Genomic DNA, 25,439 nt, shown 5'->3' with positions numbered 1-25,439 from the left:
GGTGAAGGGGCAATGATTCCGAGTGGCCAGCCTCGCTAGGCGTCAGAGGCCAGATTTGGAATACCTCTAGCCACTCCACCAGAATCGGCATCAGTCCGCACGAGGGGCGATGCGCTCGCGGATCTGTGTCACCTCCGCTTCATCGAGCGCCAGCCAGCCGATCTTCATCGCGATCAAGAGATAGGCCTCGATCGCGTTCAGGTGGATCGACACCTGCTCGATCTCATTGCCATCGGACAGTTCATCAGCGTGCTTGAGCCGCTGTAGAGCCGTCCTGGCAACGATGAGACCTGCGACGGCCGCCTCGTGTAGGGGCGACCGCATGCGCAGCGGGCCGCCTCCGTACATGAAGCACATCGCCTCGCCGCGCTTACTCGGACGCTCGGTGCCACTGGACGTTGTGTAGATCAGCTCGGTATCCGATGGGCAGTTCTGCTTGATCCAGGCCAGGACCGCCTGTTCGTCGAACGCCTTGCGCAGAAGCCGGTCGACGAACTCGATCAGCGAGTTCGCCGCCTGGGACACCGGATCGGCTGAGTGGGCCAGAGCATCCCGAGCGCCTTGGAGCTTTCTGCTGAGCATTGCACTCAGGTCCAGCACCATCTCCCGCACACCAGCCGACTGGCGTTGCTGGAGCTCGGCGGTGAGCTCCGCGAGGCTCCGATCGTCGGCCGCCTCAGGTGATGGGTCGAGCCGGGCGATATCGTCATGAAGCTCGACCAGAATGGCCAGCGCCGACCCTGCAAACACCTTGACCTGAGGCAGTTGCGAAAGCTGAGCCGGGCTCAGTGGCGCGACGCTGTTGTCAAGGGTCAGAGCGAACGGCATCCCGAACTGAAGCGCCCGGCGAATCGCGCCGACCACGGTCGCGAGGTCGTTCTGCAATGCCAGCCGCAGACGATCGTACTGCACCTCATTGAGAAGCAGTCGCAATCGTTCGTGTCCCGCTGAGGTGCCCAGCTCGTTTATCCAGAGCGGGATCCGGTCGGTATCGACCGATGCGATGGCCGCGCCCAGCTGCTCGATCCCGTCATCGCCGCCGGGTGGAAGACTGAACTCTTCAACCAAGGCAGTCAGACGATCTTGCCATGGCCGCTCATCGTTCTGATCAGTCAAAACAGCCGCCAAGGTCACAGACAGATCGATCAGGAAGATCGCCGCGTCGGTCAGGTCCAGAGTGGCCCTAAGTCCTTGCGGCAGTTCGGCCAGTTGCCCCGCCAACGCGGACAGTCCCAACGGCTCATAGGCCTGTATCACCTACCCCAACCTCCGCCCCGCGCCGCAGTCAGCGAAATGCTCCCTTGGATGTCAGAGCATAGGCGGAGATTTCGCCCGATGGGATCGTGTTCGATGCGGAGGCGCACCACCGAGCGACCTTCGCGTACGATCCGGCAACATCACAGCAGCACGCAGGGACCTCGAGGAGCGCAACCGCGAATCAACGCGGGGCAGGAGCCAGCAAGGAACACGCCGCGCCGGGCAGACAAGCGAATTGGCAGCTACGTTTGGATGCCGTACAACGAGGGATGCACAGGTCCAGGGGAGGCAGTGTGCAGCAGGACATGATTCAGGGCAAGGCGGTCACGATCCAGGAGGTCTTCACTGCACGGCAATACCGGCTTGACAGCTACCAGCGTGATTACACGTGGGGTCGCGAGGACATTCGCCGGCTGATCGAGGATCTTCGCACTAAGTTCATGAAGAGCTGGAGCCTGGAGCACGATCGCGAGGATGTTGCCCGCTACAGTCCATACTTCCTCGGGCCCTATGTCTATCACGACGACGCTCACATCACCTTCCTGGTAGATGGTCAGCAGCGGATCACGACGCTCCACCTGATGCTGATCTACCTGCGCGAGCTCCTCCACGCACAGGATCTCGAAGGCGAGGCAGCCCATCTCAGCAGCCTGATCCAGTCACGCAAGTTCGGCAAGCCTGTATACACGCTCGATATCCCAGACCGCGGCCCGTTTCTTGAGCAAGTGTTCAGCGCGCAGGATTACGCCCTGCCCGATAACGCGCCAAGTGACCTTCGCCGCCTTTGGGAAGGGGCGCGCGTACTTCAGGAAGAGTTTCCGGACGAGCTTCGCGGCGATGCGCTGCCGTACTTTGTGGACTGGCTGCTGGACGGGGTCTGCATGGTGGGCATCCGAGCGGCGACTTCCGAGCAGGGATGGGAGATCTACGAGTCGATGAACGACCGAGGAGTACGCCTCGGGCCGATTGATCTGCTCAAGAGTTTCCTGCTATCGAAGATCGGGGCCGAAACGAGCGGCGTTGATAAGCTCTGGCGGCAGATGGTCTCCGACCTGGCAGGGATCGATGTGAACGCGCCGAGCGAGTTCATCAAGACTTTCCTGATCAGCCGTTATGCAGACGTAAGCATGGAGCCGGGCGACAAGCCGACCGACGTCGAGCGCATCAATGGCCCATTCCACGCCTGGGTCAAGGACAATGTGGAACGTCTCGGCCTGCACAGGTCATCGGATTTCCGTGGCCTGGTTGACGATCTTGCCAAGTACTCCGAGCGCTTCCGGACGCTCGCAGCAGCGTTCACTGCCTATGACCGCGGGCTCCAAAGTGTCTACTTCAACGCATACAACGGCATCAAGTCCCAGGCTGCGCCCATCTTGGCTGCCGTCGAGCCGAAGGACGACTCCGCAATCTTCAAGACGAAGGCGCGGCTGATCGCCGACTACCTCGACCTCTTGTTCGCCCGCCGAATCGTTAACGATCTGCCCTCGTCGGGGCTCGACAGCTACGCGGCGCGCCTGGTCGAAAGGGTGCGTGGCGGCGTCAGCGCGGACAAGCTACGCACGATCCTTGCCGAGGAGGTCTCCGCGCTTGACTACGACTTCAAGAACATGAAGGCGTACGGCCTGCGGTCGAACAACAGCGGTCAGGTCCGGTACCTCTTGGCACGCCTCACCGGGTTCGTCCAGACTGGCTGTGGCTTGAGTGATGACATGGCCGCCTACCTGGACACCAGTCGCCCTTTCGAGATCGAGCACATCTGGGCGAACCACTTCGAGCGGTACCAACCGGAGACGAACACACGCGCCACGTTCGACGCGTACCGGAACCGCCTCGGCGCGCTGCTGCTCTTGCGGAAGTCGGATAACGCAAGCTACCAAGACCTCCCCTACGAGAAGAAGGTCGAGTACTACCAGCGCCAGAACCAGCTAGCAGGCTCCTTGCATACTGGCCACCGGGAGCGGAACCCGACCTTCAACAGATTCGCAAAGCAGTACAAGCTCGACAGATTGCTCCGCGCCTTTGCGAAGTTCGACAAGAAGGCGATTGACGAGCGTCAGACCCTGTACCAACGGTTGTGCGAAGTTATCTGGGACCCGGCCATATTCGGCGCCGTGCCGGCGCCCACTGCTAAACGGCCAGATCCGTCCCGCACGCGGACCCGGGCACGTTACGACGTCAGCGTCGCGGATCTCATCACCAAGGGTCTTCTTTCCGCTGATGCAGGGCTTGTCGGTCAGCGCCGCGGTCAACGTTTCCAGGCGCAGATCCTCGCCGACGGCCGGATCCAGGTGGCATCCGGCGAAACCTTTCGATCTCTGTCCGGCGCGGGCGAATTTGTCCTGCAGACCAAGGCATGCCCTGGATGGAACTTCTGGCAGACAGAGGTCGACGGTCGGCTGGTGCCCCTCATCGACATCCGCCGCGACGCCCTGGAGAAGGGCCTTGTCTGACACCTTCACGTGGACGGTTCGACGAGCTGGTAACGCCGGAGTCCAGGACACGAGCATTAGCGGTAGATTGGCGCGCTTGTGGACTGCTCGTTTACAGACCTCACGCCGAGCCCCAATTCCTCCAACGCGGGCACAAATCACACGGCGAGACGTCATCCCGGCGCGGACGACAGCCTAGCCCTGATCCTCCATCTCAAGACAACGAGCATCAGATGTTTGTTCGGTCGTGAAAATCGGCCAGGACAGGTCTTGGGAGACCTGGAGGAAGCACCTGGCGCATTGAGTCGATCAAGTTTTGATCGGCAGGGCCTACGGGCGGCTCAGTAGTTCTCCCGTATGTACGCATAGGTCCTGTCGAACAGTTGCCCCTTGACCGGGAGACTGTACTCCTTCAGCGCAGTTCGGAGCTCTCGGCGGACACGTTTGTCGCCGGCGTCGCTTTCGGTCCATCCGGTGTACGCAACCTCCACAACTATCCGGTCGATGCGAAAGACAATGTCCGGCACGATCTTGTGCAACCCCGGAGGTGTGTTCTCCTCGACGATCTGGGTCAGAGCCCCACTCTTCGGATCCGCCAGTCTCTCCAGGGCTTCGTCGTCACCCGACTCGAAGGCGCGGTCGGCGGCGACGACATCCTGCGCGATTCGCAGCGCTTCCTCGAGGAAGGACAGGGAATCCTCCACGTTCTCGATTGCCTTGGTGCGCAGCTTCTCGATGCGGTCCGCCAGCGACTGATACACCGGGCTCCCGGTCTCGGCAAGGCGGCGCTTGAGCCGAGCCTCAATCGAGTCCAGCACCTCCTGGTAGATGTCGCCTTCCTTCTGCTCCGGCGACTCTCGTCCTGTAATCTTCAATTGCTCCGCGATCCGCTTCACCAGCGCCAAGCCTGCGGCATCGAGTGTGACCGTCTTCGACGGCATTGACTTCACGCTGACCTCGGACATGTAGCCGTGGATCAACTCGGTAGTCTTTGCGCCGAGACGAGCCCACAGGAACGCTTTGGTGACGTCCTTTGGCCGGATCGACTCGTACACCTTTGCGAGCCAGAGGTACTGCTGCTTGAACGGAGAGAGCATCAGGTGCGGATCGAGGAACTCCCACACAGTCTGCAACGCAACGTAGGTCTCGATGAAGTCTGTGCGCTGGGCGCTCTCCTCCGGGATCCGCTCGTACGCCTCGGCGAGCGATTCAAACGACGAGTCTGTCGTGTCAATTCCCTCGAACAGATGTAGGAGGCGCGTGAGGTCAGCGACGAACTTGCCTGCCAGCCTCGAGGAATCAGTGATGTTGAGCTCGTCCTCTTCGCCTGTAGCCACTTGCGGTCCGGCGATCGCAATACCGATAGCTTTCGCAAGGCCGATGTAGTCGACGACACGACCGTAGTCCTTGCGCTGGCCGGTGATCGGATTCTTCCAGGGCCGGTTGGGACGCGTGATGGTCTGAAAGAGATTTGTCTCCTTGGCAGGCTTGTCGAGGTACAGCACGCCCTCGATCGGCGCATTGAAGCCGGTCATCCACTTCGCCGTGACGACGACGAACGACATCGGGTCGTCGACCTTCTTGAAGCGACGCTTCACCGCCTCCTCCTGCTCTGGCGTGAGCAGATACCGCTTGAACTCCTTCGGCGTGTCCTTGGAATCCGCGACGTGCATCACGACCCCGGCCTCGCGTGGCCGACCGTCTGGCATTACGGCTGATCGACGCTCCAGCTCAGTCTGAATGGCATGCGCGTAGGCGACGACGAGGCGCTGGTTGTAGGCCACCACCTGCGCCTTCTGGCCAAGCGGCGCGACGTAGGTCAAGAAATGGTCGACGATGTCGGTACACACAGCAGCGACGCGCTCCGGGTTGGAGAGGATCGTCTCGATGTGCGAGGCCTTGCCGGATAGATAGACCTTGTCGTCCTCATCCAGGTTCTCCTCGGCCGCGAGTTCCTCGAACGCCTCGTCCAAAGCCCTCTTGTCGAGGTTGAACCCGACCGCTCGTCCCTCGACGATCAGCGGCTTGGTGAATCCGTCGGCGATCGACTGTTCCGGCGTGTACCGCGACATCACGAAGTCCGGATCCGACGGATCGCCGAACAGCTTGAAAGTCGAGCGGTCCTTGTCCTCGATCGCGGTGCCTGTCGCGCCGAAAAACTTCGCATTCGGCACTGCCGCGCGCCACGCGTCGCCGAGCTTTCCCTCCTGGGAACGGTGCGCCTCGTCGACGAGAACGACGATGTTCGATCGGTCGTTGAGGTGGCCTGCTTCAGCGAACTTGTGCACCGTCGTGATGACGACGCCCGGCTCGCCTCTGCGGAGCCACGCGTGAAGCTCTCGCCTGTTGCTGGGCACCGTCATCCGGGGCATACCGGCTGTCTCGAACATCTCCGCTGTCTGCCGGACCAGATCCTTGCGGTCAGCGATCACAATCACTGTCGGCGCGTCACCGAACGTCGCCGTTACCGCCTCGTCGCGCAACAGACGAGCCGCAGCGAACGCCATCAACTCCGTCTTCCCGGAGCCCTGGTGATGCCAGATCAACCCACCCGGCCGGCCCGCAAGCACCTTGGCGTGGATAGCAAGCGCCGCCTCAAACTGCGGGTATCGCGGCAAGAACTTCACATCGATCTCGGACGCATCCCGTGCATGACGGAACATCACTAAGTCCTTGAGGATTGTCAGCACCGCCTCCGGCCGCAGCAAGAGCCGCGCCGCGCGCTCCACACGAGCCGGCCCACTTACTTTCTTCGGATCGTCCTCGGTCGACCCCCACGGTGCCCAGATCTCCGAGTCAGGATCCGGAACGGCACGGATCGGAGCCATCCGGAACTCGAGGCCCTCAGTAGCAACGTTGAAGAGGTTCGGCGCGAAGAAGTTCGGGTACTCCTCCTCGTAAACGTCGTGAATGTCCTTAGCGGCGTTTACCCACGAGACCGCGTGTCTCACCGGCGTCTTTGTCTCAGCGACCACGAGCGGGAACCCGTTGACGTAGTAGACGACGTCGAAGCGGCGAGGCTTGACGGCGCCTGCGATGGTGACCTCGTCCGCGACGGTGAATCGGTTGTTCTCCAGGTCGTCGAAGTCGACGAGCCGCCGGGGCACATGCTTGCCATCGATGGTCGGGAACGAGTGGTCACCGCGAAGCATCACGGTCAGCCGCTCGTTTGCCGCAACCAGCCCGTTGTGAGCATCCAAGGTCACTTGGTTGACCTCGTGCAACACGAGGTCTGCGGACTCGGGATCGTCCACAAGTTCCGGATTCAACGCGAGCAGAGCTTCGCGTGCCCAATCCTCGATGACGACATCGTGATCGTCACGAGGCAGCTCGTCGCCAGGGATGCATTCCCAGCCGGCCTCTTCAGCCCACTCCAGCAGGGATCGCTGGATCGTGCTGGCTTCGGTCCAGCCCATGTCAGGCCACCTTCTCCAGGAGTGCGTCGTAGGACTCCGGGATCTCGATGTCTCGATTTAGCAGGGCCTCGAGCAGCACCGACCTGAATGACCTGAGGCGGTTTAACTCGCCCTTGAGCGCGGTCAGCGCGGCCTCGAGCGCGCGGAACTCAGCAATTACGCGCAGCTGAATCGCCGGCTCTGGTAGGTACACGGGAGAGTCCAGCAATCGCGTGCGATTGAGCGTCCGGTTCCGACCTGCTCCACCAGGAGAGCAATCTCCCAAGAGCGACAGGCCATCCTGAGTTGAGAAGTAGTAGCGGAAGAAGTCAACGTCGCCGCCGTCGGCGCGCTGGTACGTGGGGAATCGATGAGAGGCGCAGTGACCGTGTACACCCGTCGGAACGATCGCAACTGCGCCTTCCCAAGCAAAGACAATGTTGATGACGAGATCACCCGGCTCTACCCAGTACACCTTCTTTGAGCCAAGGCCCTCTCCCGTGACGGGCTCCTTTGTGAACACACCACGCCCGTGTGAACGGATACCGATCTGCTTGTACAAGGCCGACGGCTCGACGACGACCGGGCGCTTGACCTCCGTAAGAACGTCACCCAGACGAATCGCGGGCGTCGTTTCGCTGAACTCCCGATATGTGGACGCTAGGTGCACGGCCCGCACGCCCGCCAAGTTTTCTACTTCAGTCGTCAGAGACCGCACGTGTTCGTCCACGGCGGCCATGACATCGACGATGCGGCGCTGCGTTCGGAGTGGGGGGAGCAGGACCTGCATCGCGCGAGCCCGGGTCGAACCGATGTGCAGGATGTTCGTGCCGCTTGCGGCGTCCCGAAACGCGCCGGACTCGAACGCCCACCGGCACCATTGAAGCGCGAATCCGATGTCCGAGACCCCTGGCACCGACCGATACCTCAATAGCGTGTTCTGAAAGCAGACGTCGCCCCGAAGTTCCTCGTTCCAGGCAGAAGCCATCCCAACAGCGTGATGGCTGGCGCTGCCTTCCGATACAAGGACGTCGCCTCGCTGCAGGCGGAAGCGTTGTCTTTCCTCCGGCGTGAAGTCCATCTGCTTGACGTCATCGAGAGCGAGGTGCCCGTTCCCGACGTTGGCCGATCGAAGATAGGGGGTCATGTTTGGTCCGGTCGCACGCCCAGGAGACCGCTGCCGCCCTATTTGGATCGAAAATGCCTCATCTGCCCTGACGGTTCGCCACTCAGTCACTCTGGAACCTCAAACATGTTCAGGTTGATCCCTGCAGCAGCGAGCCGCTCGAACATCAACGTCTCGGTCTCAACGCGCCTCTGGCGTGCGTCCGCATATGCGACGAGTGCCGTGCCGAGATCAGCGGTCTCCTCTGCCGCGACCTTGATGTACCGACCGATGTTGAGGTCGAAGCTATTCTCCCTGATCTCGTCGAACGGCACCAAGCGGACGTTCGACCCGCCGTCGGCTGGGTCCTCGCCGGTTCTGTACGCCTCGATGAGAACCTTGACATCCCTGTCAGTCATCCGATTCTGGTTCTTGCCCTTGTCGAAGCGGGCAGACCCGTCGACAAACAGCACATGATCCTTACGATCGGCTGGCTTCTGATCGCGGAAGATCAGCAAGCAAGCCGGGATCGTAGTGGAGTAGAAAAGGTTCGGCGGCAGACCGACGACAGCCTCGAGCACGTCCTTCTCGATCAGGCACTGCCGGATCCGTGCCTCCGCACCGGCACGGAAGAGAACACCATGCGGCATAACGATGCCAACGCGACCACTACCTGCCTTCATCGACGAGACCATGTGCTGGACGAACGCATAGTCGCCGTTGTTTGCCGGCGGCACCCCGCAGATGGCGCGCGGGTCGGAGGACCAGCGGTCAGCTCCCCAGTTGGACAGCGAGAACGGCGGATTGGCTATCACCGCGTCGAAGGTGCGGACCGCGCCGGTGGTGTCCTTGAACGCTGGCGAACGGAGGGTATCCCCGCGCTTGATGTCGAAATCCTCGATCTCGTGCAGGAACAGGTTCATCCGGGCGATCGAGGCGGTGGTCAGGTTGATCTCCTGGCCATACAGACGCAACGTGCGGTGATCCTTGCCTGACTCCCGCAGTTGGTTGATGGTCGCGACAAGCATGCCGCCGGATCCGCAAGCCGGGTCGTAGACTGACTCCCCCGGGTCGGGCTGGAGGATCCCGACCAGCAAGTTGACGACCTCGCGCGGCGTGAAGAACTCCCCGGCCTTCTTCCCGGACTCGTCGGCGAAGTTCTTCAGCAAGTACTCGTAGCCGGCGCCGAGCAGGTCGTGGGACACCGTTGACGGGTCGAGCCGGATCTGGTTGAAGGCCGTGATGAGCCCCAGCAGGGCCGACTCGGGGATACGGTCCTTGTTGCCCCACGACGCGTCTCCGAACACGCCTGCCAGCGACCGAGGATTCGCCTTCTCGATCCGCTGGAATGTCTTGGCGATCCCCGCACCGAGGTTGGCGATCTTCCCGGTGACCTCGCTCCACAACGTCCCTTGGGGCAGCTCGAACCGGTGGAAGTCGGCCTCGATCTCGTCGTCGAGGTCGTCGCCGTACTCGTCGAGCGCTTCATCGTGCTCGTAGACCCAGGTGTCGCTGATCCACTTCCAGAACAGCATCGGGAAGACGTAGGTCTTGAAGTCTGCCGGGTCGACGGGACCACGGAGGGCGTTCGCAGCGGCCCACAGCCGGGATTCGAGCTCTTGCTGAGTGATCGTCACAGAGATGAGGTCCTTCGCGGTGAGTCGGTACCCCAAGTATGAGGGAGGGCATCGACATGACACGGGAGATCGACACCGCAGGCAACGGCGCCTGCCTCTCGCTACTCTGACGGGCTGCGCGCAACTGGGTTGGGCCGGCTCCAGACGGCCGTGCAGGATCGGTTCACGCGAGCACTGCTGCCGGCTACCTGGTGCTGGCCGTGCTTGCCCAAGCCGGAACGTAGAGAGCCGCCGGGCAGGTCAGTGAACTCGGTCGGAGTTGCTGTCGAAGAACTGCAGCGCGGTGTCGAGACCCAGACGTCGATGTTGCGGTCGGCTGCCGCCACGCCCAGGCAGACCTGTTGACAGTTCACACAGACAACGCCGGTCCGCCTGGCCCGCCGTGCGGCCCAGATGCCGCCACCCGGCCGGAATCGGCGCCGGAGACCTCGATCCGGCGCAGCGAGGTGACCGGCGCGGCACGGCGTGTGTAGGCACCGGTCGGCCGCGTCGTCATGCCGATCGCCTGGTGCGGCCAGCGGTGGTTTACTCGGAGTCCAGGCGACCAGTTCGGCCTGAGCGGTGGCCCGGTCGGGAAAGATCCGGTCGGTGCGGAACTCGATATCAAGCGCCAGGCGGAGCCGTTCGATGCTCCTATGTTCGTCAAGCTGCAGTTGGTGTGATGTCCGTGGGAAGGTCTGGGGTGGTGAGTCGGGGCAGGTTGTTGTAGATCTCTCGGGCGATGTAGCGCTTTAGGCAGCGGATGATCTCGCGCTTGCTCAAGCCTTTGGCGGTGCGGCGTTCGACGTAGTCGCGTGTGGCTTGGTGGTGTCGTATGCGGACGATGGTGACGATGTAGAGCGCGCTGTTGGCTGCTCGGTCGCCGCTGCGGCTGAGTCGGTGCCGGCCGGTGGTCCGGCCGCTGCTGGCCGGCTGTGGTGCGACACCACAGAGCTTGGCGAAGGCGGCCTCGCTGTGGATTCGCTCGGCGTTGTCGCCGGCTGTGACGAGGAACTGTCCGGCGATCTCGACGCCGACACCGTGCAGTGCAAGGAGCTCGGGAGCAGCGGCGCGGACGAGGGCTTCGATCTGCGTGTTCAGGGTCTTGATTTCTTCGTCGAGCGACTTCCAGCGGCGGGCCAGGTCGCGTAGCGCCGTCTTCACTCCGGCCATCAAGAGCCGGCCAGGTTCGGAGATCAAGGCGAGGAGGTTGTCGGATTCTGGCCGCAGGCGCAGGCAGCGGTTGACCAGGGTGCGCTTGGTCAGCATGACCAGTTCGTCGCGTAGTGGTGAGGGTGCGCCGATCATGACGCCCCACAGCGTGTTGAAGGCCTGAGTGCGGGCCTTGACCGCGCTGGCACGGGTGACCCGTAGGGTCCGGATGACCTCGACGGTGCCGGACTTCGCCTTAGGAACCGCAGTCGATGTCTGGCCGAGCACAGCTCGAGCGATCTGCTCGGCGTCGAGCCGGTCGGACTTGCCGTCCATGCGCCGGGCCAGCCGGTTGGGCCGGTTGACCTCGACCACGCGAAGCGCCTGGGAGGTGAGGAAACGGGTCAAGGTTGCGCCGAAGGACCCGGTGCTCTCGACCCCGATCGCGACGATCGTCCCGTGGGTCTGTATCCACGCGAGCAACTCCCGGTAGCCGCGATCGTTGGCCCTGAACTCGTGGTGTCCCAGGAGTTGGCCGTGATCGTCGACGACCGCGGCGTAATGGGTGTGCTTGTGGGTGTCGATACCACCGATGACCTGGCTGATGGGTGGCTCGGCGACAGGCTGGATTGTCATGCTGGGATCCGCTCTTCCGTGAGGACTGTGCTGACGAATCTGACGGATGGAGCGAACCGGCCGGGCGGACGACAGGTCTGTGACGGGGCTTCTGATCCAAGCTCCTATCAGGTCAGTTCCGCCTGGCCGGTGCGCACCACGGCGCTGCACCGGAGCCGGCCGACAAATCGAACGCAGGACACCATGGTCATACCTTGGCCGGGGTCAGACCGGACCGGTGCAGCACCGAGCCAAGTCTTCACACACTTTGCCGGTGATGGGTGAGCGGGGTTGGGTGAGCCGGTGGGTGATGCCGTTGTCGCGGCAGACCCGGTCAAGCAACACTCCGCCGGCGGAGGCGGCGCGGCCGATGCGACCCATCACCGACATTCTCGGTCCTACCCGCCTCGTACTTCGCCGGCCAGGCGTGCAGGGTCTGCCGCGGCACCCCGAACCGCGCCGCTGATCACCGCCGGCACGGCCCGATACCTCTGCTCAGCCACGCTCATCTCCCGCATACCGGGAGTGTCAACAATCAACCGAGGCAACCGTCAACCATCAGCCGAAAACATGTAAAGCCTCAACCGAGGACGATCTGTCGTCCATCAGCCGAGGCCGTACAGGAAAGCGGTAGGCCCCGTGGGACTCGAACCCACAACCCGCGGATTAAAAGTCCGCTGCTCTGCCAGTTGAGCTAGAGGCCCTCAGTTGGTGAGGGGAACAGTGTGTCAGGTTTGGGTGGGGATTGCTTGGTGGGGGGCGGGGGTTAGGGGTTGCGGGTGGGGGTGGGGGGTGGTATGGATCGGAATTCGCCTGGAAGCGCCGGGTGCTGGCAGTCCTGCCGCGGGGGGAACCGACGGTGGGGTTGGGGGGATGGATCGTGTTGTTGGTTCGTGTTGTGGTGGGGTCGGTTGCCGTGGTGTTGCTTGCGGCGGGGTGCGGGGCAGATGGGAGCAGGTCGGCGGTGGGTGAGTCGGCGGGGCCGGTCAGTACGCGGGTTGCCGTGTCGTCGCCGGTGAGTAGTGCGCCACCAAGCGGGACGCCGTCGGTCAGCGCGGGGCCTGGGACCAGGTCCACCCAGACGGAGCCGGTCGCCAGGTCCACGCCGACGAAGAGGATCACGACGACGGAGGTCGTGGAGTTCCGGGTGATTCCGTTCAAGAAGAGGACGGTTACGGACGACTCGGTGACTAAGGGTGAGAAGAGGGTGCGTACGGCGGGGGTGAACGGGGCGCGGCGGTTGACGTATCGGGTGACGTATGTGGACGGGGTGCAGACCGCCAAGCGGTTGGTCCGGCAGGAGGTGGTTAAAGAGCCTCGGACGCAGGTGACGGTGGTCGGGACAAAGGTGGATGAGCCGGCTCAGTCGAATGACTGTGATCCCAACTACTCCGGGTGTGTGCCGATCGCGAGTGACGTCGACTGTGCGGGTGGGAGCGGGAACGGGCCTGAGTACGTGCAGGGTCCGATTGAGGTGATCGGGACCGACATCTACCGGCTCGACGCCGATCATGACGGGATCGCCTGCGAGTAGCTACCCGACCCGTGCGCCCTGCGGTCCGGTCTGGCGGCGGGTGGCGGTCGCCTCGAGGTCGACTGCGATGGCCGGGCGGACGAGGGCCTTGTGAAGGTGTTCCGGTTGGCGTGGCAGGTGGGGTGGTTGAGGGTGGTTCGGGGCGGTGGCGTGGAGGGTGCCGTTCGAGGTGGTGAGGGGGACGGGGATCGTCAGGGGTGGGTTGTGCTGCGGAGCGTCAGGTTGCCGGCGAGGTTGTAGGGAGTGGCCGAGAGGGGTTTGACCTCGGTCGACTCGAAGGTCATGACGGGGTGGGTTCCGGTCGAGACGGCGTCCTTGCGGAGTTGAGTGAATCGGCGGGGTTGCCGGTGTCCGGGCTGTTGAGGTCGGCGGTCAGCCAGGTGAGGTCGGGGCGTGCGCTGCCTTCGAAGGAGGTGGAGTGGGCGGCGGTGGAGCCGATCCGGGTGCGGGCCGGTAGCTGAGGCCATGCACGTACGACGGGACAACTGGGTCAGCCGATTACTCCGGTGGTGATTCGGCGGGGGGTGATGGTGAACATTGCGTCTTCGGGTGGGTTGGCTAGGTAGGCTGCGCGGTCTTCGGGTTGGAGGTACTTGGTCACCATCGCCTGCAGTAGGCCGGGGTCCAGGGGGTGCAGGGTGGCGGTGCCTTGCATGTTGACGTAGGAGGCGGTTGGGCCGGCGGCGGTTTGGATTGAGAGGGAGAGTTGGTCTGAGCCGGAGCGGAACAGTCTGGTTTTCTTGGAAGCAGAAGGTGTCATCACCTGGAAGCGGTTGTCGTCGGGCAGGTGGTGGAACCAGACCGGTGTCACGTGTGGGGACCAGCCGGGGTCGTCGATCGCGAGGACCGCGATCAGGGGGCGGGCCAGGAAGGCGGCTATTTCGTCGTTGGTCATCGTTCGAAAGGCCATGTCGGCAGCCTCCCACTCGGCACCGACATACTTCTTGCATGCTGACGTACGTCCTGAACTCGGAGGATCTGGCCGGCGTACGGTTTGCGGTCTCGCCGGTGGCGGAGATGGTGTTGTCGTTGCGGGCGTTGCGGGATCCGGGGCGGTTCCCGTTGCAGCTGGGGTGGGTGCGGGCCGTCCAGTCGCGGGCGAAAGAGCTCGACTGGGACGTACTGCGGTGGCTGGTCAACGACACCATGGGGAGCCCGGACTTTCTCACGCCGCGGCCGACGTCGCCGCTCACGCAACTGACCGACGAACTGGACATCATCGCCAACGTCGACCCAACCACGTTCTACCAGCAACTCACGGCAGTACACGGTGAGTTCCCGGAAGGTCTCAGCACCAACAGCGTCGTTGAAGCACTCAGTCACTACTGGCAGACGATGATGGCGCCGTACTGGAACCGCATGCGCACGCTGCTCTCCGCTGACATCAGCTACCGCGGCCATATCCTCACGCAGCACGGGACAGGCGCGATGCTGAACGGCCTGGGCCCTGCCATCACGTACGCCGACGGGCTGCTCAAGGTGGATCGAGTAGCCGAGCGAAGCCGTACCGAGGAGATCAAAGGACGCGGCCTGGTACTTCAGCCGACGCTGTTCGGACCACATGCGGTCATCCCGTTCGACCCTGGTGCCGACCCGCTGCTCGGCTATCCCCCGCGCGGTCAGGCGAACCTGTGGTCCGTGGTCGAGCCCCCGTCCCATCAAGATCTCGCGCAGCTGATCGGTACGCCCAGGGCCCGCATCCTCGACCTGCTGACGTACCCACGCACCACGACAGACCTGGCCGGCGAGCTACAGGTGACCCCGTCCGCGGTGAGCCAGCACCTCCAACTGCTGCGTCGTACCGGGCTCGTGGAACCGCACCGCACCGGCAAGCAGGTCCTCTACCGGCCGACCGAACTCGCCGCGTTGCTGACCGGGACCGACCTGAGCCGTTGACACCGCCGTAACCCACCGGCAATATTTGCGAAAGCGATTTCGCATCACCGAGCATCAACGTCGAGGCAGCCGACGTCCAGCCACTTCATCACGCCCCGAAACAGGAGTCGGCATGCGACGTACCCTTGCGCTCGCTTTCGCAGCGCTGCTCATCACCATCGGCACCATCACCCCAGCCCACGCCGCGACCCTTGCTCTCACCCCGATCACCCTTGGCAACGTGTTCACCGACGGCCAGCCGGTCAAGGTCGGCCTGAACACCGATGCATCGTCCGTCACGTGGTCCGCGGCCGACGTCAACGGCACGGTCGTGGCCACGGGAAGCCAGGCCGCCGCCAGTACGCTGCAGGTGTCCGTCGCCACCCGCGGCTGGTACCAGCTGACAGTCCAGGCGGGTACGGCGACCGCACAGACAACGTTCGCCATCCTCAGCCCGCTCAGTACGGCAGCAGTCGCCGGCCTGAGCACCAGCCGCGTCGGCGACTTCGAGAACACCGCCGAGGGCTGGACCTTCTACCCAGGCAGTGAATTCCCCGGCGCGACCGGGAGTTTCGCGCTCGACACCACCGACGAGCACTCGGGCAGCAGCTCCGGAAAGCTCTCCGGAAACTTCAGCGCCGGTGGTGCGTACGTCAGCGTCAACCGCCCGCTGCCGCTGACTGCCGCGACCAGCGTGAGCTTCTGGGCGAAGACGCCGAACCTGTCGTTCCTCACGTTCCGCATCACCGACTCCACCGGCCAGGTTCACCAGCAGCGCCTGACGTTGTCTGGGGCAACCGATTGGCAGCCGCTGAGTGTGACGAAGTTCGACGGCGGCAAGCAGTACGTGCACTTCGGCGGCACGAACGACGGCGTCTGGCACGGTCCGGCGAAGTCGATCGAGGTCGTGCTGGACAAGGGCGCGATCAGCGGCGCGACGAGCAGCAGCGTCAACCTCGACGACCTGACGCTCAACACGCTCGCGGCCACGCCGACGACACCGCTCGGCGACTACGAGAGCGCCGCGGAAGGCTGGTCGTTCTACCCGGGCAGCGAGTTCCCGGGCGCGACCGGCAGCCTCACCTACGACACCGCTTCGCCGCACGCCGGCGCCCAGTCCGCCAAGCTCAGCGGCGACTTCAGCGGTGGCGGAAACTACGTCGCACTCCAACGTACGCTCGTACCGATCGATGCCAAATCCCTCAATTTGTGGGTGAAATCCAGCCAACTCTCGTCGATCGGCCTGCGCGTGACCGACGCGACCGGTCAGGTCCATCAACAACGGCTGACGATCTCCGGCACCGGATGGCAACAGTTCAACGTCACGAGGTTCGACGCCGGCAGCGGATACCTGCACTTCGGTGGTGCCGACGACGGCATCTGGCACGGTCCGGCGAAGGCGATCATGCTGACGCTGGACAAGAGTTCGATCAACGGCGGCGGTACGACGGCCTCCGTCAACGTCGACGCGGTCGCCGCGACGACATCCCCGACGTACCAAGGCGCCGGTACGCACTTCGCCGGGACGTGGAGCACGGACCCGGTGCCGCTGCTCGTCCAGTCGGGGGCGCGGACCGCGCGCGACGAGGCGTACTGGTCGGCCGTCGAGAGCACCGTCGGCACCTACAGCTTCCCGGCGAAGTACACGTCGTACCTGCAGTCGTTCCAGTCCAACGGGCTCGACCCGTTGCTGATCGCGGACTACGGCAACGCGAAGTACGACGATGTGGCGAACAACGACGTCGACGCGCCGTTCACCGACGCCGGCCGGGCCGGCTTCGCGAACTACGCGGACAAGCTGGCGACACAGTACCCGCAGGTCCAGAACCTGGCGATCTGGAACGAGTGGGACGTGAACGCCGCCGGCCCGTCGAACTTTACCCCGGACAGCTACCTTGCGTTGCTCAAGGCAACGTATCCGAAGCTGAAGGCGAACCACCCGGGGCTGACGATCGTGGGCGGCGGTGACACCGACGTCACCCAGCAGGCGTGGTTCCAGCAGTTCTGCCAGCTCGGCGGACTGAAGTACCTCGACGTGGTGTCGATCCACCCCTACAACTACCTGAACGCGCCGGAGAGCCTCGGCACGTTCATCGACCAGGTGCGGGCGACGATCCGGCAGTACAACGGCGGCGTGGACAAGCCGATCTGGATCACCGAAGCCGGCTGGTACACCGGCGCCGGCAGCGCGGCGCCCGTGCCCGAGCCGACGCAGGCGATGTACATGGCCCGCGAGATGCTCAACGTCCCCGGACACGACGTCGACCGCTTCTACATGTACGACTTCAAGAACGACGGGATCAACCCCGCGGCTCAGGAGGACAACTTCGGCCTGATCCACAACGAGTCCGACGCTCTCGGCAAGTACACGCCTAAGCCCGCGTACGTCGCGTACTCCACCGCGGCGCGGCAGCTCCGTGGGGCGACATTCCTCGGGAAGGAGTACCCCGGGAACGGGCTGATCGACCAGGTGTACGCGGCCAACGACGGTACGCCGTTCCGCGCGATCTGGGCCGCGAGCGGCTCGAACACGACCGTGACGGTGAACGCCACCGGCCCGGTCCAGGTCACCAGCCTGTACGGACTGACCACGACGCAGACGCCGAACGCGAACGGCCAGATCACCGTCACCGTGGGTGTCTGGCCGACCTACATCTCCGGAGCAACCGTCACCTCGATCACCGCACCGTAGCTGTCCACGCCACCCTCCCGGTCGGAAAAGGCCGGGAGGGTGAGCTACAGTCGATGCTGTCCGCGGGAGCTCGCAGGGAGTGGGCTGAGAGGGTGACTGGCCGTCGCCGACCGCTGAACCTGACTCGGGTAATTCCGGCGTAGGGAGGAAGCATGGAGTCGGTGTGGGTGAACGGTACGACGGTCGACGTGCCGCCGGACAAGTCGGTGGCGGAGCTCGTCGACGAGTACTCCGACCGCAGCACCGGGATCGCGGTCGCGGTGAATCAGAGCGTGCTGACCAAGGCCGAGTGGGCACGCACCACGTTGCGTCCAGGTGACCGGGTCGAGATCGTCAGCGCGACGCAGGGAGGCTGAGATGGACGATCCACTGGAGCTCGGCTGGCGGACGTACGCCTCCCGGCTGATCATGGGCACCGGCGGTTCCGCCAACCTGGAAGTGATGGAAGAGGCATTGATTGCCTCCGGCACCCAACTGACCACGGTCGCGATGCGCCGCCTCGGTACGGGCCACGAGGGCTCCGTGCTCGACGTACTGAAGAAGCACAACATCGACGTACTGCCGAACACCGCAGGCTGTCACACCGCAGCCGAGGCCGTACTGACTGCGAAGCTGGCCCGTGAGGCGCTGGAGACCGACCTCATCAAGGTCGAGGTCGTGGCCGACGACCACCTGCTACTGCCTGATCCGATCGAGCTGCTGGATGCCGTGGACGCCTTGGTCGCGGACGGTTTCACCGTTCTCCCGTACACCAACGACGACCCGATCCTGGCGCGTCGCCTCGAGCAGGCGGGCTGCGCGGCGGTGATGCCGTTGGCCGCACCCATCGGTTCCGCGCTCGGCATCCGCAACCCGCACAACATCGCGCTGATCGCCGAGGCGGCGAACGTCCCGGTGATCGTGGACGCCGGTATCGGTACGGCGAGCGACGCCGCACTGGCGATGGAGCTCGGCTGCGACGCGGTGATGCTCGCGACCCCGGTGACCCGCGCGGAGAAGCCCGCGCTGATGGCCGCCGCGATGCGCGACGCCGTCTCGGCCGGCCGCAACGCCCGCCTCGCCGGCCGGGTCCCGCGCCGCTGGCAGTCCGCGCTCGCGTCCTCCCCTACAACCGGCCTGCCAACGTTCTAGCCTCGCTCGCGTCCAGCGGACGATCCAGCAGTACGGCGGTCAACGACAGCGCGAGCTGCTGATTCGGTTGGAGCGCCAACGGTTCGTCCCACGCGAGCGCCGGGCACGCACCGACGTACGCCGTCGTCCGCAGGAACCACGGCCACACCCGCTCGGGCTGTACCAGCAGCAAGCTGACATCGCCTTGCACCAATGCGAGCCACGGACTCGACGACCCGAAAGCCGCCTCGACACCGGCGCCGTCCGCGCTCAGCACGGTCGTCTCCACGAGCGGCAGCCGCCAGAAGATCCCGCCGTACCCGGCACCCTCGCGGCCGGTCGTCGACGGGCTGTCGATGCGGATCGAGCCGTACCGGGCCGTCAGCACGCTCCGCCAGTCGAGCCGCCAGCCGCCGAACGCGAACGCCCCGGTGAGACGCCGCTGCTCGACAAGCTGCGGCCGGCCCTGCTCGTCGTACCAAGTGATGTCGTCGATCAGCTCGCGGTCGTCGATCGTCACGCCGCGGCTGCGTTGCTGCCCGTGGTTCGTCAGCAGGGTGGGACCTTGCCCACGTACGTACGTCCGGGCGCCCCAGTGCGACGTCCCGTTGACCTCCGCGACGGCGAGCGAGACGCCGTAATGGTGGCGGTGGTCGACCGGGCTGGCCTCGGTCAACGGATGGCCGCCGAGGGTCCGGACGGGATGCAGGTACGGCCGGGGCGCGTGTACCTGCGGCATCCGCCGGCCGAACTCGTACCGCGCGAGCATGCCCGCGGAACTTCCCAGCTCGTAGATGTCGCCTTGCTGCTGCCACCCGATCCGGTCGTCCGGCGTCGCGGACCGCCGCGCCTGCGGCACCGGCCCGGTACTCGCCCGGACCGCCAGCCGCAGCTCCGGTACGTCGGCCACCGCGCCGGCCGGCCCCGCGATCGACGCGAGCAACCGCTGCCAGGCGAGCTCACCGAGATCCTTCTGCGGCACCCGTACGGTCGTCAGCGACGGTACGGCGAACCGTGCCAGCCCGATGTCGTCCATCCCGGTCACGGACAGGTCGGTCGGTACCGCGACGCCGACCTCGTTCAGCCGGGCCAGCAGGCCGAACGCGACCAGGTCGTTGAACGCGACGACCGCCGTCACCCGCGCCTCGAGCACCCGTTCCACCGCGGCGTACCCGTCCTCGATCGACCAGCCGCACTCGAGCCGGACCAGGTCCAGCCCCGGGATCTCCCGCTCGGCGACGTCGAGCGCCTCCAGCCGCAGCCGGTTCGAGGCGCTCGCGGCCGGGCCGGACAGGAACGCGAGCCGCCGGTGCCCGAGCCCGACCAGGTGGTCCACCACGATCCGGACGGCGCGGCCGTAGTCGACGACGACGGACGACACCTTTGCCGGGCCTTGCCGGTTGACCAGGATCACCGGCTGGACCTGAGGCAGCAGTTCGACCAGCCGGTCCTCGTCCATTCGCGGCGAGACCATGATCAGCGCGTCGCAGCGGCGGCGCGCCTCGATCGCGATCGCCGCCTCGGCCTCCGGATCCTCGTCGGTCTCGGCGACCAGCACCTTGTACCCGGCCGCGGCGGACGCGTTCGTGATCCCGCGCAGGACCTGCTGGAACAGCGGGTTGCCGAGGTCAGGGACGACCAGCGCGACCATGTTCGTCCGGCCCAGCGACAGGCTCCGGGCCAGGTCGCTCGGCCGGTAGTTGAGCTGCTCCGCGGCGGCTCGTACCCGCTCGACGATCTCGGGTGCGACACTGAGACGGCCGTTCATCACCCGCGACACGGTGGCCCGCGACACCTCGGCAAGCCGCGCCACGTCGGTGATCGTGATGGTGTCCTTCGGTGTCCGACCCACCCCGGCATCCTCCCTGATGGAAACCGGTTTCTCAACCCCCGATCCGGGGCGACGTCCGATCAGAAATGGCCGTAGACGTGATTGGTCTGGATGTGCGCCTGCGAAGTACTGCCGGGGATATTGGCATACAGGTCGCACCAGATCTCGTCTTCGTAGAGACCAAAATGGAATGCGCCACCGAGCGGCGCTGTCGGCGAGGTCTGGACCGCGAACCCGCCGCCCGGCGGGTACGCCACGATCGGATTCGCCGAGTACTTGTCGAACGTACCGGTGAATGCGACGCGCGGTTTGTTGCGCAGGTAGTAGTCCCGACCCGAACACTTGATGTCGACAGAAGCCCCGTGATCAACCCAGTACTGCGGGTCGTCGATGGTCACGAATCCATTGATCGTGAGCTTGACGCTGATGGTTTCCGGCGTTGTCGTGTGATCACGGACGATGGCAGCACTGAGATTCCCCCACATCTCAGTAACCTGCCCAGCCGAAGCCTGTGCCTGAGGAACGAGCCCAGTCATCACCAAAACGACAGCGCCAATGCCACCACCCAGCATTCGACAGAATCGGGTACCGGCTTTTTGAAAGGGGATCGACGCGGGCTGGCTATGAGCACGCCGGCGCAGGGCCCGAACTACGACCTTCCGATCAAAAGACGTGATTCGTCCGAAAAACCGCATGTGAACCACTCCCAAGGATACTTGCATACAAATCGCACCAGATGTCATCCCGGTAGTATCCGCCATTGAACAGATTGCCGAGCGACGAGTTGGTCGAAACATGGACGGCAAATCCGACCCCCGGACCGGTAGGCCACGATGTCTCTGCCGAATATTTGGCAAACCTCTCGCTGAACACGATTTTCGGTCGAGAGGATACCAATAGGCCGTTCCCGGACACTCGATGCGGACAGACGCGCCGTGGTCGATCCAGTCCTGAGGATTGTCGACTGTCACGAAGCCGTTAGTTCTCAGCTCCACGCTGGTGGTTTCCAGCACGGTCCTGTGGTCACGGATGAAGGCGACATTGAGATCCCCCCATCTCCGTGATCCGACCACCCGACGCCTGTGCCTGCGGGACAACCGCCGCCATTGCCAGAGCGGGTCCTCCAGACCCTACCAACGATGCGGGCAGGCCAGCCGGAAATTGCTGAGTGAAAGACGAAGAGAGCCGCCTCCTTCGACTCGTAAATTAGACCGTCCGGCCGTTCATGGAGTGCCGCACTCGATCCGAGTCAAGGATTGGCAACTCATTCGGAACCGTTGATGGCCGACAGCGCGGACTCCTGGCGTCGTCTGACGATCATGAAAGTGCGAAATCTCGAGGCCGAATTTCCATCAAAACCACCAGTTGACAAAATTTGTCCGCGTGTTGGTTTGCGCAGTATTGCCGGGAATATTGTTTACCTTCAGCGTGCACCAGATCTCGTCCTGACCGTCATTGCGGCTCGATGTATTGACGTCAAATAATCCACCGCGGGGCGCGATCGGTGCGGAATGCACGATGAACCCGCCTCCAGGTAGGTACGCCACCAGCGGATCCGCCGAATTCTTGTCGAACACCTTGTCGAAGACAGTCTTCAAGGCACTGGAATTGTCGTAGAGCGCCAATCCGTAGCACGTAACATGTACGGAAGCGCCGTGATCGAGCCAATACTGGGGATCGTCAACCGTCACGAAACCATTGATACTGAGCTGGACGCTGACGGTTTCTGGAGTGGTTCTGTGATCACGAATGTAGGAAGCATCGAGGCCGCCCCACGTCTCGGTGACCCCACCTGGCATTGCATGCGCCTGAGGAATGACAGCCGCCGTCGCCACGGCGAGACTGCCGATACCAACTCCCAAGATTCGGGCTAGTCGCCCCACAAATCTGCGAGTGACAATCAAGAGAAGTATCTCCTTTCAGTTAGAACCATCCGTAGATGTGATTCGTCTGGGTATGAAGCTGCGCGGTACTGCCGGGAATTCTGCCCACAGACAAGTCACACCAGATCTCGTCCTCGCCTCCATTGATGGCGCTTCGATTGACATTGAAAGCGCCACTGTCAATTACTGCCGTAGGCGATGCGTGGACCATGAATCCACCACCAGGTGGGTACGCCACAAGAGGCTCAGCGGAGTTCTTGAAGAACGTCTTGCTGAATAGCATCACCTTTCTCGAGCCACCATAATTTCCGTATGACCAGCCAGTGCAGGTGACAGACACGGTCGCTCCATGGTCGATCCAATATTGCGGGTCATCGACCGTCACGAAGCCATTGACGCTCAACTTGACGCTGACAGTCGTCGGTGTGGTCGTGTGGTCATGAACAAAGGCGGCGACCTCCAGTTCACCCCACGTCTCGGTGACCCCGCCCGGCGTAGCGTGCGCCTGAGGAATGCCCGCTCCGACCGCCACCGCAAGGGCGCCGACGGCGACACCCAATCTGCGCGCCAGCTGACCGGTGCTCTTTCGAGGGAACATCAAGGGACGACCTCTTTCGAGCTTGGACCGGACATTTCGCCGACCTGTGGTTGGCAGCGGGCGACACCCTCGCAGGATCTGCTTGAATCTCACTGAAGGCGCGATGAACCGTGGACGGAGGAAACGGGTGACTGAACTGGAATACCCGCAGGTCCGGGGCGTTGCCCCTGGCAACGGTTACAGCCATGTGGTGACCGGAACCGGCCAGTGGGTGGCGGTGTCCGGGCAGCTGGCACTGGATGCGGACGGCACGCTGGTCGGCGCCGGCGACGCGGGCGCACAGGCTGAGCAGGTGTTCGCGAACCTCGAGCGCTGCCTGGCCGCGGCCGGTACCACGTTCGAGAGCGTGGTGAAACTGACGTTCTTCCTCACCGACGTCAGCCACCTGCCGGCGATCCGCACGGTCCGCGACAAGTACATCCCTGGCCCGAAGCCCGCGAGTACGGCGGTACAGGTCGCCGCGCTGGCCGTCCCCGGCGCCCTACTCGAGATCGAGGCCTACGCGATCATCTGAGCAGGTCGACCGCGCGGCGGGCGGCTTCGCCGATGGCGGCGTCGACGCGGGGCTGGCGGAAGTCGCCGCGGGCGGCGAGCGTGAACACCGCGATCGCGAACGCCGCACCGCCGGGGAGCGTGACCACGCCGACCTCGTGGCGGAGTGCGCCGAACGTTCCGGTCTTCCCGGCGACGCGTACCTCGTCGTGCGGGAAGCCGGACGCCAGCCGGTGCAGGAAGAGCTGCCGGTGCATCGTCGCCTTCACGAACTCGGTCTGCTCCGGCGACAGCAGTTCGCCCGCCCACAGCCGGCGCAACAGCAACGTCAGGTCGCGGGCCGTACTCGCCGAAGCGTTCGCGGCCTCGTACACGCCGGCCGGGTCGGTCCGGTCGTTGTCCGCCAGTACGGCGAGGGCGGCGTCGGGGTCGTTGGTGCCGGTACGGCGTTGCAGGTCGCGCAGGTTGCCCGCAGTACCTCGGCGTACCCATGTCCTGTGCAGGCCGAACTCCGTGAGCATCACGGCCAGGCGGCGGAGGCCGACGAGGTCGAGCAAGGCGTCCGCTGCGGCGTTGTCGGAGACGGTCATCATCGAGAGCGCCAGGTCGCGGAGCGATGCCGTGACCGGGTCCGCGAAGAGCGAGAGGCCGGTCGGGCCGGCGGTCTTGTTGGTCGGGACGAGGGTGTGTTGCTGCCGTGCATCGAGTTCACCCAGGTCCACCAGGCGGCAGAAGCCGGCGAGCAGCGGGAGCTTGTAGACCGAGGCGAGTGGCACGATGCCGTCGGCGTCGAGTTCGATCGTTGCGTCGGGGTCGTCCAGCGCGACCGCGTGCAGCCAGCCGCGGACGCCGGCGTCGTCGAAGACCGAGCGGATCCGGGCGTTCACGAGGCGAGCGCTTCGGTGAGGCGGTCGATCACGTCGTTCGGCCGGAGGAACGGCGTACGGGTCCGCGACCAGACGAGCCGCAGCCGCAACGGCAGCGGATCCCCCGCCAACTGATGCCTCCGTACGCCGGGCGCGTTGAGCGACGGATCTGCCGTCACCACGATCGCCTGCCCTGCGGCGGCCATCGCCAACCCGGCCCGCTCGTCCGTCACCACCACGGTCCCACCGTCCGGCCGATGCAACGCCAACGTATCCAGGAACAAGTCGCGAGCCGCCGGCGCCTCACCCCGCGATCGCACCGCAACCGGCAACCCCTGCAGCTCGCGCAGCGCCACCACGTCCCCAGCTACACGGCCGTCTGTCGGGACGAGGACCCAGGTTGGGAGGAGGGAGACCGGGCCCGCTTCCAGGCCGTCGAGGACTGTGGGGTGTTGTACGACGGCCAGCGTCAGGCGGCCTGTGGTCACCTGGTTGACGAGGGCGGTTGTTGGGGCGCTCACCACCGTGACGCGGCTGCCTGGGATCACCTCGCCTGCGGCCTTCGCGACTGCGGCGCCGGCCGAGGGCGGTACCTCTGGTGCGAGGCCCAGGCGGATCTCGGGGCCTTCCGGATCGCGGGCGACCGCGGCCTGGTGGAAGTCCTCGAGCGAGGTGAGTGCTCGGCGGGCGTACGGGAGTAGGGCGACGCCTGCTGGTGTGAGTTCGACCCGACCTGCGCCGCGTTCGAACAGCTTGGCGCCGATCAGCGCTTCCAGGCGGCGGAGGCCCTGCGACAGGGGTGGCTGGGTGATGCCGACGACGCGCGCGGCGTCGCCGAAGTGCTGCTCCTCGGCGAGTGCCACGAAGATCTGCAGGTGCCGTTCAGTCAGCATCAGGACCTGGCTGACCTGCGGTTATATCTTCAGACAATTGGCACATGCGTAAGAGCATATTCGACAGGGTCCTCGGCGCTCGCCTTGACTGAGGTG

21 protein-coding genes, 1 tRNA gene, 1 pseudogene and 1 riboswitch are annotated in these 25,439 nt (G+C 64.5%); of the genes and pseudogenes, 7 read left to right on the top strand and 16 right to left on the bottom strand.

The annotated features are described in order from the left end of the window. Positions 1-90: 90 nt before the first annotated feature. On the bottom strand, positions 91-1,257 hold the full coding sequence (locus ACFYRU_RS14755) for a hypothetical protein (RefSeq protein WP_387657859.1): 1,167 nt from the start codon (positions 1,255-1,257) through the stop codon (positions 91-93). A gap of 293 nt (positions 1,258-1,550) precedes the next feature. On the opposite strand from ACFYRU_RS14755, the gene ACFYRU_RS14750 reads away from it, so the two are divergent. Beyond that, the gene (locus ACFYRU_RS14750; protein WP_387657856.1) at positions 1,551-3,707 is read left to right on the top strand and encodes a DUF262 domain-containing protein; all 2,157 of its coding nucleotides are present in this window, start codon (positions 1,551-1,553) and stop codon (positions 3,705-3,707) included. Positions 3,708-4,027: 320 nt separating this feature from the next. On the opposite strand, the gene ACFYRU_RS14745 is transcribed toward ACFYRU_RS14750, so the two are convergent. The 7 genes and pseudogenes from ACFYRU_RS14745 to ACFYRU_RS14715 form a co-directional block, all read right to left on the bottom strand. Further along, a complete protein-coding gene (locus tag ACFYRU_RS14745) occupies positions 4,028-7,102 on the bottom strand; it encodes a type I restriction endonuclease subunit R (RefSeq protein WP_387657853.1) in 3,075 nt (1,024 codons plus the stop codon). A 1-nt stretch (position 7,103) separates the two neighbouring features. Continuing rightward, the gene (locus ACFYRU_RS14740; RefSeq protein ID WP_387657850.1) at positions 7,104-8,228 is read right to left on the bottom strand and encodes a restriction endonuclease subunit S; all 1,125 of its coding nucleotides are present in this window, start codon (positions 8,226-8,228) and stop codon (positions 7,104-7,106) included. Positions 8,229-8,314: 86 nt separating this feature from the next. Continuing rightward, positions 8,315-9,823, bottom strand: a complete 1,509-nt coding sequence (locus ACFYRU_RS14735) for an N-6 DNA methylase (protein ID WP_387657848.1) — start codon at positions 9,821-9,823, stop codon at positions 8,315-8,317. A 349-nt stretch (positions 9,824-10,172) separates the two neighbouring features. Continuing rightward, a complete protein-coding gene (locus tag ACFYRU_RS14730) occupies positions 10,173-10,319 on the bottom strand; it encodes a hypothetical protein (RefSeq protein ID WP_387657845.1) in 147 nt (48 codons plus the stop codon). A gap of 146 nt (positions 10,320-10,465) precedes the next feature. Continuing rightward, positions 10,466-11,740: an IS110 family transposase gene (locus tag ACFYRU_RS14725; RefSeq protein ID WP_387657843.1), complete on the bottom strand. Its 1,275-nt coding sequence runs from the start codon at positions 11,738-11,740 to the stop codon at positions 10,466-10,468. Positions 11,741-11,933: 193 nt separating this feature from the next. Beyond that, positions 11,934-12,087 (bottom strand): annotated as a pseudogene (locus ACFYRU_RS14720) (IS481 family transposase); the annotation flags it as partial. A gap of 113 nt (positions 12,088-12,200) precedes the next feature. Continuing rightward, a tRNA-Lys gene (locus ACFYRU_RS14715) sits at positions 12,201-12,273 on the bottom strand. Between the two features lie 122 nt (positions 12,274-12,395). Between ACFYRU_RS14715 and ACFYRU_RS14710 the strand changes: the two genes are divergently transcribed. Then, complete coding sequence (locus ACFYRU_RS14710) at positions 12,396-13,103, top strand: G5 domain-containing protein (protein WP_387657840.1); 708 nt, start codon at positions 12,396-12,398, stop codon at positions 13,101-13,103. Between the two features lie 191 nt (positions 13,104-13,294). Here the strand turns inward: ACFYRU_RS14710 and ACFYRU_RS14705 are convergent, their stop codons facing one another. Together ACFYRU_RS14705 and ACFYRU_RS14700 are read right to left on the bottom strand one after the other, a co-directional pair. After that, on the bottom strand, positions 13,295-13,570 hold the full coding sequence (locus ACFYRU_RS14705; protein WP_387657837.1) for a YceI family protein: 276 nt from the start codon (positions 13,568-13,570) through the stop codon (positions 13,295-13,297). Between the two features lie 23 nt (positions 13,571-13,593). Then, positions 13,594-14,013: a pyridoxamine 5'-phosphate oxidase family protein gene (locus ACFYRU_RS14700; RefSeq protein WP_387657835.1), complete on the bottom strand. Its 420-nt coding sequence runs from the start codon at positions 14,011-14,013 to the stop codon at positions 13,594-13,596. Between the two features lie 38 nt (positions 14,014-14,051). On the opposite strand from ACFYRU_RS14700, the gene ACFYRU_RS14695 reads away from it, so the two are divergent. From ACFYRU_RS14695 to ACFYRU_RS14680, 4 genes are all read left to right on the top strand, one after another. Further along, positions 14,052-14,999, top strand: coding sequence for a DUF5937 family protein (locus ACFYRU_RS14695; RefSeq protein WP_387657832.1), 948 nt, complete (start codon positions 14,052-14,054; stop codon positions 14,997-14,999). Between the two features lie 112 nt (positions 15,000-15,111). Then, positions 15,112-17,670: a glycosyl hydrolase gene (locus ACFYRU_RS14690; protein ID WP_387657830.1), complete on the top strand. Its 2,559-nt coding sequence runs from the start codon at positions 15,112-15,114 to the stop codon at positions 17,668-17,670. 52 nt (positions 17,671-17,722) lie between these two features. Further along, positions 17,723-17,833, top strand: a riboswitch (TPP riboswitch). Then, a complete protein-coding gene (gene thiS, locus ACFYRU_RS14685) occupies positions 17,823-18,026 on the top strand; it encodes a sulfur carrier protein ThiS (RefSeq protein ID WP_387657827.1) in 204 nt (67 codons plus the stop codon). Its footprint overlaps the riboswitch before it by 11 nt. Position 18,027: 1 nt before the next feature. After that, entirely contained in the window at positions 18,028-18,801 is a 774-nt protein-coding gene (locus ACFYRU_RS14680; RefSeq protein ID WP_387657825.1) for a thiazole synthase, read from the top strand. Here ACFYRU_RS14680 and ACFYRU_RS14675 read toward each other — a convergent pair. The 4 genes from ACFYRU_RS14675 to ACFYRU_RS14660 all read right to left on the bottom strand — a co-directional run bounded on the left by ACFYRU_RS14675 (position 18,776) and on the right by ACFYRU_RS14660 (position 23,092). Further along, positions 18,776-20,632, bottom strand: coding sequence for a DUF6807 family protein (locus ACFYRU_RS14675; protein WP_387657822.1), 1,857 nt, complete (start codon positions 20,630-20,632; stop codon positions 18,776-18,778). The two genes, ACFYRU_RS14680 and ACFYRU_RS14675, sit on opposite strands and share 26 nt — an antisense overlap. A 59-nt stretch (positions 20,633-20,691) precedes the next feature. Further along, positions 20,692-21,147, bottom strand: coding sequence for a hypothetical protein (locus ACFYRU_RS14670; protein ID WP_387657819.1), 456 nt, complete (start codon positions 21,145-21,147; stop codon positions 20,692-20,694). A gap of 816 nt (positions 21,148-21,963) precedes the next feature. Beyond that, positions 21,964-22,446 (bottom strand): hypothetical protein, encoded by a 483-nt coding sequence (locus ACFYRU_RS14665; protein WP_387657816.1) that lies wholly within the window; start codon positions 22,444-22,446, stop codon positions 21,964-21,966. Positions 22,447-22,534: 88 nt separating this feature from the next. Then, on the bottom strand, positions 22,535-23,092 hold the full coding sequence (locus tag ACFYRU_RS14660) for a hypothetical protein (protein ID WP_387657813.1): 558 nt from the start codon (positions 23,090-23,092) through the stop codon (positions 22,535-22,537). Between the two features lie 127 nt (positions 23,093-23,219). Between ACFYRU_RS14660 and ACFYRU_RS14655 the strand changes: the two genes are divergently transcribed. Next, a complete protein-coding gene (locus ACFYRU_RS14655; protein WP_387657810.1) occupies positions 23,220-23,606 on the top strand; it encodes a RidA family protein in 387 nt (128 codons plus the stop codon). On the opposite strand, the gene ACFYRU_RS14650 is transcribed toward ACFYRU_RS14655, so the two are convergent. Together ACFYRU_RS14650 and ACFYRU_RS14645 are read right to left on the bottom strand one after the other, a co-directional pair. After that, positions 23,599-24,471, bottom strand: coding sequence for a serine hydrolase (locus ACFYRU_RS14650; protein ID WP_387657807.1), 873 nt, complete (start codon positions 24,469-24,471; stop codon positions 23,599-23,601). The genes ACFYRU_RS14655 and ACFYRU_RS14650 overlap by 8 nt on opposite strands. Then, complete coding sequence (locus ACFYRU_RS14645) at positions 24,468-25,343, bottom strand: LysR family transcriptional regulator (protein WP_387657804.1); 876 nt, start codon at positions 25,341-25,343, stop codon at positions 24,468-24,470. The genes ACFYRU_RS14650 and ACFYRU_RS14645 overlap by 4 nt, the downstream gene beginning before the upstream one ends. Positions 25,344-25,439 lie beyond the last annotated feature (96 nt).

The organism is Kribbella sp. NPDC004536, assembly GCF_042873835.1.
GTDB lineage: Bacteria > Actinomycetota > Actinomycetes > Propionibacteriales > Kribbellaceae > Kribbella.
This window is presented reverse-complemented; position numbering and strand designations above follow the sequence as displayed.

What these genes read in the sequence shown, in the direction of transcription:
- ACFYRU_RS14745 (WP_387657853.1), bottom strand. Translation starts at nt 7,102, where the DNA reads ATGGGCTGGACCGAAGCCAGCACGATCCAGCGATCCCTGCTGGAGTGG.
- ACFYRU_RS14740 (WP_387657850.1), bottom strand. Translation starts at nt 8,228, where the DNA reads ATGACCCCCTATCTTCGATCGGCCAACGTCGGGAACGGGCACCTCGCT.
- ACFYRU_RS14730 (WP_387657845.1), bottom strand. Translation starts at nt 10,319, where the DNA reads ATGACGACGCGGCCGACCGGTGCCTACACACGCCGTGCCGCGCCGGTC.
- ACFYRU_RS14705 (WP_387657837.1), bottom strand. Translation starts at nt 13,570, where the DNA reads ATGGCCTCAGCTACCGGCCCGCACCCGGATCGGCTCCACCGCCGCCCA.
- ACFYRU_RS14700 (WP_387657835.1), bottom strand. Translation starts at nt 14,013, where the DNA reads ATGGCCTTTCGAACGATGACCAACGACGAAATAGCCGCCTTCCTGGCC.
- ACFYRU_RS14695 (WP_387657832.1), top strand. Translation starts at nt 14,052, where the DNA reads ATGCTGACGTACGTCCTGAACTCGGAGGATCTGGCCGGCGTACGGTTT.
- ACFYRU_RS14690 (WP_387657830.1), top strand. Translation starts at nt 15,112, where the DNA reads ATGCGACGTACCCTTGCGCTCGCTTTCGCAGCGCTGCTCATCACCATC.
- thiS (WP_387657827.1), top strand. Translation starts at nt 17,823, where the DNA reads ATGGAGTCGGTGTGGGTGAACGGTACGACGGTCGACGTGCCGCCGGAC.
- ACFYRU_RS14680 (WP_387657825.1), top strand. Translation starts at nt 18,028, where the DNA reads ATGGACGATCCACTGGAGCTCGGCTGGCGGACGTACGCCTCCCGGCTG.
- ACFYRU_RS14670 (WP_387657819.1), bottom strand. Translation starts at nt 21,147, where the DNA reads ATGACTGGGCTCGTTCCTCAGGCACAGGCTTCGGCTGGGCAGGTTACT.
- ACFYRU_RS14660 (WP_387657813.1), bottom strand. Translation starts at nt 23,092, where the DNA reads ATGTTCCCTCGAAAGAGCACCGGTCAGCTGGCGCGCAGATTGGGTGTC.
- ACFYRU_RS14645 (WP_387657804.1), bottom strand. Translation starts at nt 25,343, where the DNA reads ATGCTGACTGAACGGCACCTGCAGATCTTCGTGGCACTCGCCGAGGAG.